Annotated in this window: 6 protein-coding genes; 3 read left to right on the forward strand and 3 right to left on the reverse strand. The window is 66.0% G+C overall.

Annotation, left to right across the window (positions count from 1 at the left end; translation table 11 throughout):
- Positions 1 to 6 precede the first annotated feature (6 nt).
- Positions 7 to 903 carry a transporter substrate-binding domain-containing protein gene (locus tag ACSFA7_RS24670; protein WP_435501793.1) on the reverse strand — a complete coding sequence of 299 codons (897 nt, stop codon included), beginning with the start codon at positions 901 to 903 and terminating at the stop codon, positions 7 to 9.
- 145 nt (positions 904 to 1,048) lie between these two features.
- Between ACSFA7_RS24670 and ACSFA7_RS24675 the strand changes: the two genes are divergently transcribed.
- Entirely contained in the window at positions 1,049 to 1,969 is a 921-nt protein-coding gene (locus ACSFA7_RS24675) for a LysR family transcriptional regulator (protein ID WP_435501807.1), read from the forward strand.
- 3 nt (positions 1,970 to 1,972) lie between these two features.
- Here the strand turns inward: ACSFA7_RS24675 and ACSFA7_RS24680 are convergent, their stop codons facing one another.
- A complete protein-coding gene (locus ACSFA7_RS24680; RefSeq protein ID WP_435501794.1) occupies positions 1,973 to 2,536 on the reverse strand; it encodes a shikimate kinase in 564 nt (187 codons plus the stop codon).
- Between the two features lie 263 nt (positions 2,537 to 2,799).
- On the opposite strand from ACSFA7_RS24680, the gene ACSFA7_RS24685 reads away from it, so the two are divergent.
- Positions 2,800 to 4,329, forward strand: coding sequence for an FAD-binding oxidoreductase (locus ACSFA7_RS24685; RefSeq protein WP_435501795.1), 1,530 nt, complete (start codon positions 2,800 to 2,802; stop codon positions 4,327 to 4,329).
- An 18-nt stretch (positions 4,330 to 4,347) separates the two neighbouring features.
- On the forward strand, positions 4,348 to 5,607 hold the full coding sequence (locus ACSFA7_RS24690; RefSeq protein ID WP_435501796.1) for a lactonase family protein: 1,260 nt from the start codon (positions 4,348 to 4,350) through the stop codon (positions 5,605 to 5,607).
- A 3-nt stretch (positions 5,608 to 5,610) separates the two neighbouring features.
- Here ACSFA7_RS24690 and ACSFA7_RS24695 read toward each other — a convergent pair.
- Positions 5,611 to 6,304: amidohydrolase family protein (locus tag ACSFA7_RS24695; RefSeq protein ID WP_435501797.1), on the reverse strand; the 694-nt coding region annotated here is incomplete at its 5' end.

The following is a 6,304-nucleotide window of genomic DNA, read 5'->3' on the forward strand; positions in this document are numbered from 1 at the left end:
TTTTGCTCAGACGCCCTTGTTGTTCGGGTTCTTGTAGATGTCGCGCACCGCGTCGGACATCGGGAAATTCAGGTTCGCGTTCTTCGGCGGAATCGGCGACATGAACCACTTGGCATAGAGCTGCTCGATGGCGCCCGACTTCATGAGACCGGTGACCGTTTCATCGACCAGCGCCTTGAACTGCGGGTCGTCCTTGCGCAGCATGATCCCGTACGGCTCCTGGCGCAGCGACTCCTTCAGCAGCTTGTACTCGCCCGGGTTGGTGGCGCTGGCAATCATGCCGGCGAGCTGCACGTCGTCGAGCACGTAGGCATCGGCGCGGCCGGTCGAGAGCAACAGGAAGCCGTCGGAGGTGTCCTTGCCCGCGATCTCGTTGACTTCGATCGTGCCGCTCTTGCGCGCGCCGCGCAGCAGCTGGATCGAGGTGCTGCCCGAGACGGTGGCCACGTTCTTGCCATTGAGATCGGCCAGGGCGTTGATGCCCGAGTTCTTGCGCACCGCGGCGGTGATGTTGGTCACGAAGTGGCTGGGCGCGAAATCGACCTGCGCCTGGCGCTGCGTGGTGTTGGTGGTGGTTGCGCAGTCGAGGTCGACCGTGCCGTTCTGCAAGAGCGGAATGCGGTTGGTCGAGTTCAGCATCGTGTAGCGCACCTCGAGCTTCGCGAGGCCCAGCTTGGCCTTCACCGCATCGACGATCTTCAGGCAGATGTCGTTGGTGTAGCCGATGGGGGCACTGTCGGCGCTGAGCTTGTAGGAGAACGGGATCTGGCTGTCGCGCGCGCCGATCTGGATCGTGCCGCTCTCCTTGATCTTCTGCAGCGTGCCGCCGTCCTGGGCGCTGGCGGCGCCGCAGGTGAAGGCGAGGGTGAGTCCCAGGGCGAGGGGCAGTTTGAAGAAGTCCATGGCGTGTATTCCTTGGTTTGCGGTGAGGGGTGAACCGAGCGAATCTTCTGCGCCTCGATGAATTTCTAAAAGCGATTTTTTGTGATCGAATCGCATGAAGAAAAGCGTTCTTTTCCGACCGCCTGCAGAGGAGACCCGAACCGTGATGACCTTCAAGCAACTCGAAGCCCTCTACTGGATCGGCCAGCTCGGCGGCTTCGCGCAGGCCGCGAACCAGCTGCACACATCCCAGTCCGCCGTCTCCAAGCGGGTGCACGAGCTGGAGTTGCTGTTCGACACCGAACTCTTCGACCGAAGCCAGCGCACCGCGCGCCTCACCGAAAAAGGCGAGGAAATGTTCGTGCTCGCCAAGAAACTGCTGGAGCAGCGCGATGCCGCGGTCGAGCAGTTCGGCAAGCCCGGCGTGGTGGAGCGCCGCATCCGCATCGGCGTGACCGAGCTCACCGCGATGACGTGGCTGCCGCGCTTGGTCGGCCTGATCCAGCAGCACTACCCCAAGGTGATCCTGGAGCCCGACGTGGACGACAGCCTGCAGCTGCGCGACAAGCTCTTGGTCGATGCGCTCGACGTGGTCATCGTGCCCGACACCTTCGCCGACTCGCGCATGCAGAGCAAGGTCATCGGCAAGGTCAAGAGCGCGTGGATGTGCAAGCCCGGCGTGGTGCAGACGACGGGCACCGTGCGCCTGCACGACCTTGCGCGGCACCGCATGCTGGTGCAGGGCAACAACTCGGGCACCGGGCGCGCCTACGACGCGTGGATGAAGGACCAGGGCGTGCAGCCTTCCAACGTGATCGTGGTGAGCAACCTCGTGGCGCTCACGGGGCTCACCGTGTCGGGGCTGGGCGTGAGCTACCTGCCGCGCGAATGCCTCGCGCCACTGGTGGCGGCCGGCATGCTGTCGGTGATCGAGGTCACGCCGCCGCTGCCGGTGGTGCGCTACGTGGCGATGCACAAGGGCGAGCACCGCAGCGCGCTCACCTCGTCGATCGTGATGCTGGCGCAGGAATGCTGCGACTTCACGCGCATGTTCCAGGCGCAGGCGGAGGACGACGAAGCTTCCTAGGACTCATGCAGCGCACCGCGCACGCACGAATCGCTCGATCCGCATCGCAAGCTCCTGCGGTGCTTCGCTGCTGTCGAACCGCGCGCACTGCAGTGCCATGAACAAGGGAAACCGTTCGCGTATGCGCGCCTCTTCGCTCGCCCGGTTGCCGGCCAGGTACGGCCGCGCCAGTTGTCTTTGCACGATGGCTTCCACGCATGCCTCCAGATCGAAAGACGGCAGCAGGAGCACGGTCAGCGCGTCGTGCTCGATGGCCTGTCGAAGCGCCACGTACTGCGGGTCCGTCGTTGCAGCGTAGGTCATGAAACCGGACGAGAGCGCGAAAACGGTGGGCGCCGTGCGTGCGTTCATCGCCTCGCGATAGACAGCCACGTTTCGCAGCGCATAGCCCGCATACCCATGGACCGCCATGTACGTGGCGACATCGCCTTCCCGCGCGATGAACTCCCGGTCCAGATCGATGAAGCGCCCGCTGAGCCGGCCCGCCAGCAAAGGGCCGACCGTCGTCTTTCCGGCGCCGCCGGGACCAACAAGGTGAACGACGGAACGAGGCGCCGCTGTGTGCATGGAAAGGGCTGTGCGTGGAAGTGGCGCACATCCTATCGACCGCCATGCGGCATCGACTGGCCTCGTCAAGCTTCGACAAGTCGATTGAAAAGTTATTTCAAAACAAGAAGAAATATGCGTGAATAGGGCGATTCATCGCATATTTCATGCAATTTCAAAGCAATTAAGAAAAAACCTTTCATTTTCTAGACCAACCAAGAGCAACGCACACCTTCTCCTTCCCCAGATCCCACCGTCACAAACACCTCCACCAGAAAGTGCCCATGACCATCACAGTGACACGCCAGGATGCGCGCTACAACACCCTGAAGAAGGGCTTCAACCTGCGATGGCCTTCCACGGAGTCGGATGCGGCTTCGCGCATCGAGCTGGTGGAGAACGCGGGCGATGCCGCCGCTGCATTGCAGCGCATCGTCGATGCGGGCCTGCGGCCCACCCTGCGCAGCGGTGGTCATTGCTATGAGGACTTCGTCTCCAACAACCCCGACGGCGCGATCCTCGACCTGAGCCTGCTCAGCGGCGCAAGCACCGGCAAGACCGACGGGCGCTACCGCATCGGCCCCGGCACGCAGAACTGGAACGGCTACCTCGAGCTCTACAAGCAGAGCAACGTCACGCTGCCCGGCGGCTCGTGCTATTCGGTAGGCGCGGGCGGGCACATCTGCGGCGGCGGCTACGGCCTCTTGTCGCGCCTGCAGGGGCTCACGGTCGACTGGCTCTCCGCAGTGGACATCCTCACGGTCGATGCGCGCGGCAAGGTCGTGCCGCGCACCGTGGATGCGACGCGCGATCCCGAGTTGTTCCGCGCCTGCCGCGGCGCGGGCGGCGGCAACTTCGGCGCGATCACCAGCTATGTGTTCGACACGCTGCCGACAGCGCCGCGCGAAGTGGCGATCGCGGTGGTCGCGTTCGACTGGGCCACGATGACGCCCACGCGCTTTGCCGAACTGCTCTCCATCTACGGCGACTACTGGGCCACGCGCGGCAAGGCGCCGGACACCTGGGGCATGTTCTCGCTGCTCAAGCTCACGCACCGCTCGTCGGGCCAGATCGTGATGCTCACGCAGTTCTGCAACCCCGACGGCACCTGCAACGACCTGACGGTGCTCAACGATTTCCTCGACCGCTTCCGCACCTGCGCGCCGGTGCCCCTGAAGGGCCGCCCGCCCGGCGTGGGCCCGGCGCCGCAGCGCGATGCGGGGCAGCTGCTGTGCGCCAAGCCGCACACCGTCACGCGCTACGACTGGCTCACGGCGACGCAGTACCTCAACGGCTCGGGCGAGAACCAGCGCGGCAAGTACAAGTCGGCCTACATGAAGCAGAACTTCAGCGCCCGCGAGGCGCAGCGCATCTACACGCACCTCACGCGCACGATGCCCGGCGTCGACCTGAGCCAATCACTGGTGCAGGTCGACTCCTATGGCGGCGCGGTCAACAAGCCCGAACGCGTCGGCGACACCGCCGTGCCGCAGCGCGCATCGATCATGAAGCTGCAGTACCAGACCTACTGGCGCAGTGCGGCGGACGATGCGGGTCACCTGCGCTGGATCAGCGACTTCTACCGCGACGTGTACGGCACGCCCGACGTGCCCGAGCGCTACGCCGGCACGCCCTATCCCGGCGAGCGCTACGAAGGCTGCTACATCAACTACCCGGACAACGACATGCTGGCGTATCCGTTCTGGTCGCAGCTCTACTATGGGGACCAGGGGCTCTACGACTTCCTGCGAAAAGTGAAGCGGCGCTACGACCCGAACAACGTCTTTCACCATGCCATGTCGGTGCGGCCCTGAACGAGAGGAAGGAAACCCATGACACACAGCCCCAGCCAACCCGGCCAGAACCGCCGCGCCGTCATGCAGTGGATCGGCGGCGCCTCCGCCCTTGGCGCATTGACGCCATTGACTCCCGCAGGCGCGCAGACCCCGGACACCGCAAGCAGCAGCCCGGCCATCGGCAATGCGCCGGCACCGCGCTTCGCCTACGTCGGCACCTACACCTTCGACGCCCCCGGCGGCACCGCTGGCGGGCCAGCCTCGAAGGGCATCTACGTGCTCGCGATGCGGGACGGCAGCTGGACACAGGTGCAGACCATCGCGAGCGCGAACCCTTCGTTCCTCGCGGTGCACCCCAGCCGTCGCTTCCTCTATGCGATCAACGAAATCGACACCTACCAGGGCCTGCCCACCGGCACGGCCGAGGCCTATGCGATCGATGCGAACGACGGGCGCCTCACGCTGCTCAACCGCCAGCCGCTCTCGCTCTCGGGCGTGATCCCCGCGCACCTGGCCGTGTCACCCGATGGCCGCGCGCTCGCCGTGGCGCTGTATGGCGGCGGCGCCTACAACGTGCTGCCCATCGAGGCGGACGGCAAGCTCGGCAAGGTTTCGGGCATCGAGAAGGAAACCGGGTCGGGCCCCGACACCGAACGGCAGGAGTCGCCGCATCCGCACATGGTGGCCTTCGATGCCTCGGGCCAGCGCGTGCTCGGCACCGATCTGGGCAGCGACCGCATCAATGTCTTCACGCTCGCCGACGGCAAGCTGGCCGTGCTCGGCCGCACGTCGGTCGCGCCCGGCAGCGGACCGCGCCACCTGGCGCTGCATCCGTCGCAGCGCTTCCTGTACCTGGTGAGCGAGCTCGATGCCACGGTCGCCTCCTTCGGCTACGACGCGGCGAGCGGCAAGGTCGGCGAGCAGCGACAACGCGTCTCGACCTTGCCCGAGGGCTACAGCGGCCAGAAGAGCGCGGCGGCGCTGGTGATGCATCCGTCAGGGCAATTTCTCTACGCGACCAACCGCCGGTTGAAGTCGGACCACCCGATGGCCGACAGCATCGCCGCGTTCCGCATCGACGCGGGCAATGGCGCGCTGACACCGCTGCAGCACTGGAGCGAAGGCCTGCGCTTTCCACGGGCGCTGGCGATGGCGCCGGGGGGCAGTCACCTCTACGCGCTCAGCCAGAAAGGCGACACCATCCTGCGTCTGCGCATCGACCCGGCGAGCGGCAAGCTCGACCAGCCGGTGCAGGTGGCGCAGGTGCCTACGCCGGTCTGCTTGGTGTTTGCTTGACGCCTAGCTTCCGCGCGTGAGCATCCGGCCCGCACGCGCGAGCACGCGGGCTTCGCCCTCGCCACCGCGATAGGCCAGCACGCCGTTCACGAACACGCGCTCCACGCCTTCGCTCACGCCGTGCGGCTTGTCGTAGGTCGCGGTGTCGGCGATGGTCTCGGGATCGAACACCACCACGTCGGCCATCGTGCCGACGCGCAGCAGGCCACGGTCCGCGATGCGCAGATTGCGGGCGGTCATGCCGGTCATCTTGTGCACCGCCTGCTCCAGCGTGAACAGGCGCCGCTGGCGCCAGTAGCGCGCGAACACGCGAGGGAACGCGCCCCACAGGCGCGGATGCGGATGGCGGTCGTGCGGCAGGCCATCGCTGCCGATCATCGTGAGCGGATGCGAGATGACGCGCTCCACGTCTTCTTCCTGCATCTGGAAGTAGCAGGCGCCGCCGGGCTTCAGGCGCAAGCACGCCTCCTGCTCGGTGGTGCCCCATTCGCGCGCGATGTCGGAGACGAGGCGGCCGGTCATCTCGGGATGCGGATCGGACCAGGTCAGCAGCACGTCGATCACGCCGTCCACCAGGTCTTCGCGCAGCACGGTGGAGCCGGCCACGTAGGGGTAGACGTCCATCGCGATCTGCTGGCGCTGTGCGAGCGACTCGATCAGCGGCAGCGTCTCTTTCGTGCGGCCCCAGTTCGCGGGG

The sequence above is a fragment of the Variovorax trehalosi genome, from assembly GCF_051216415.1.
Taxonomy (GTDB): domain Bacteria; phylum Pseudomonadota; class Gammaproteobacteria; order Burkholderiales; family Burkholderiaceae_C; genus Variovorax.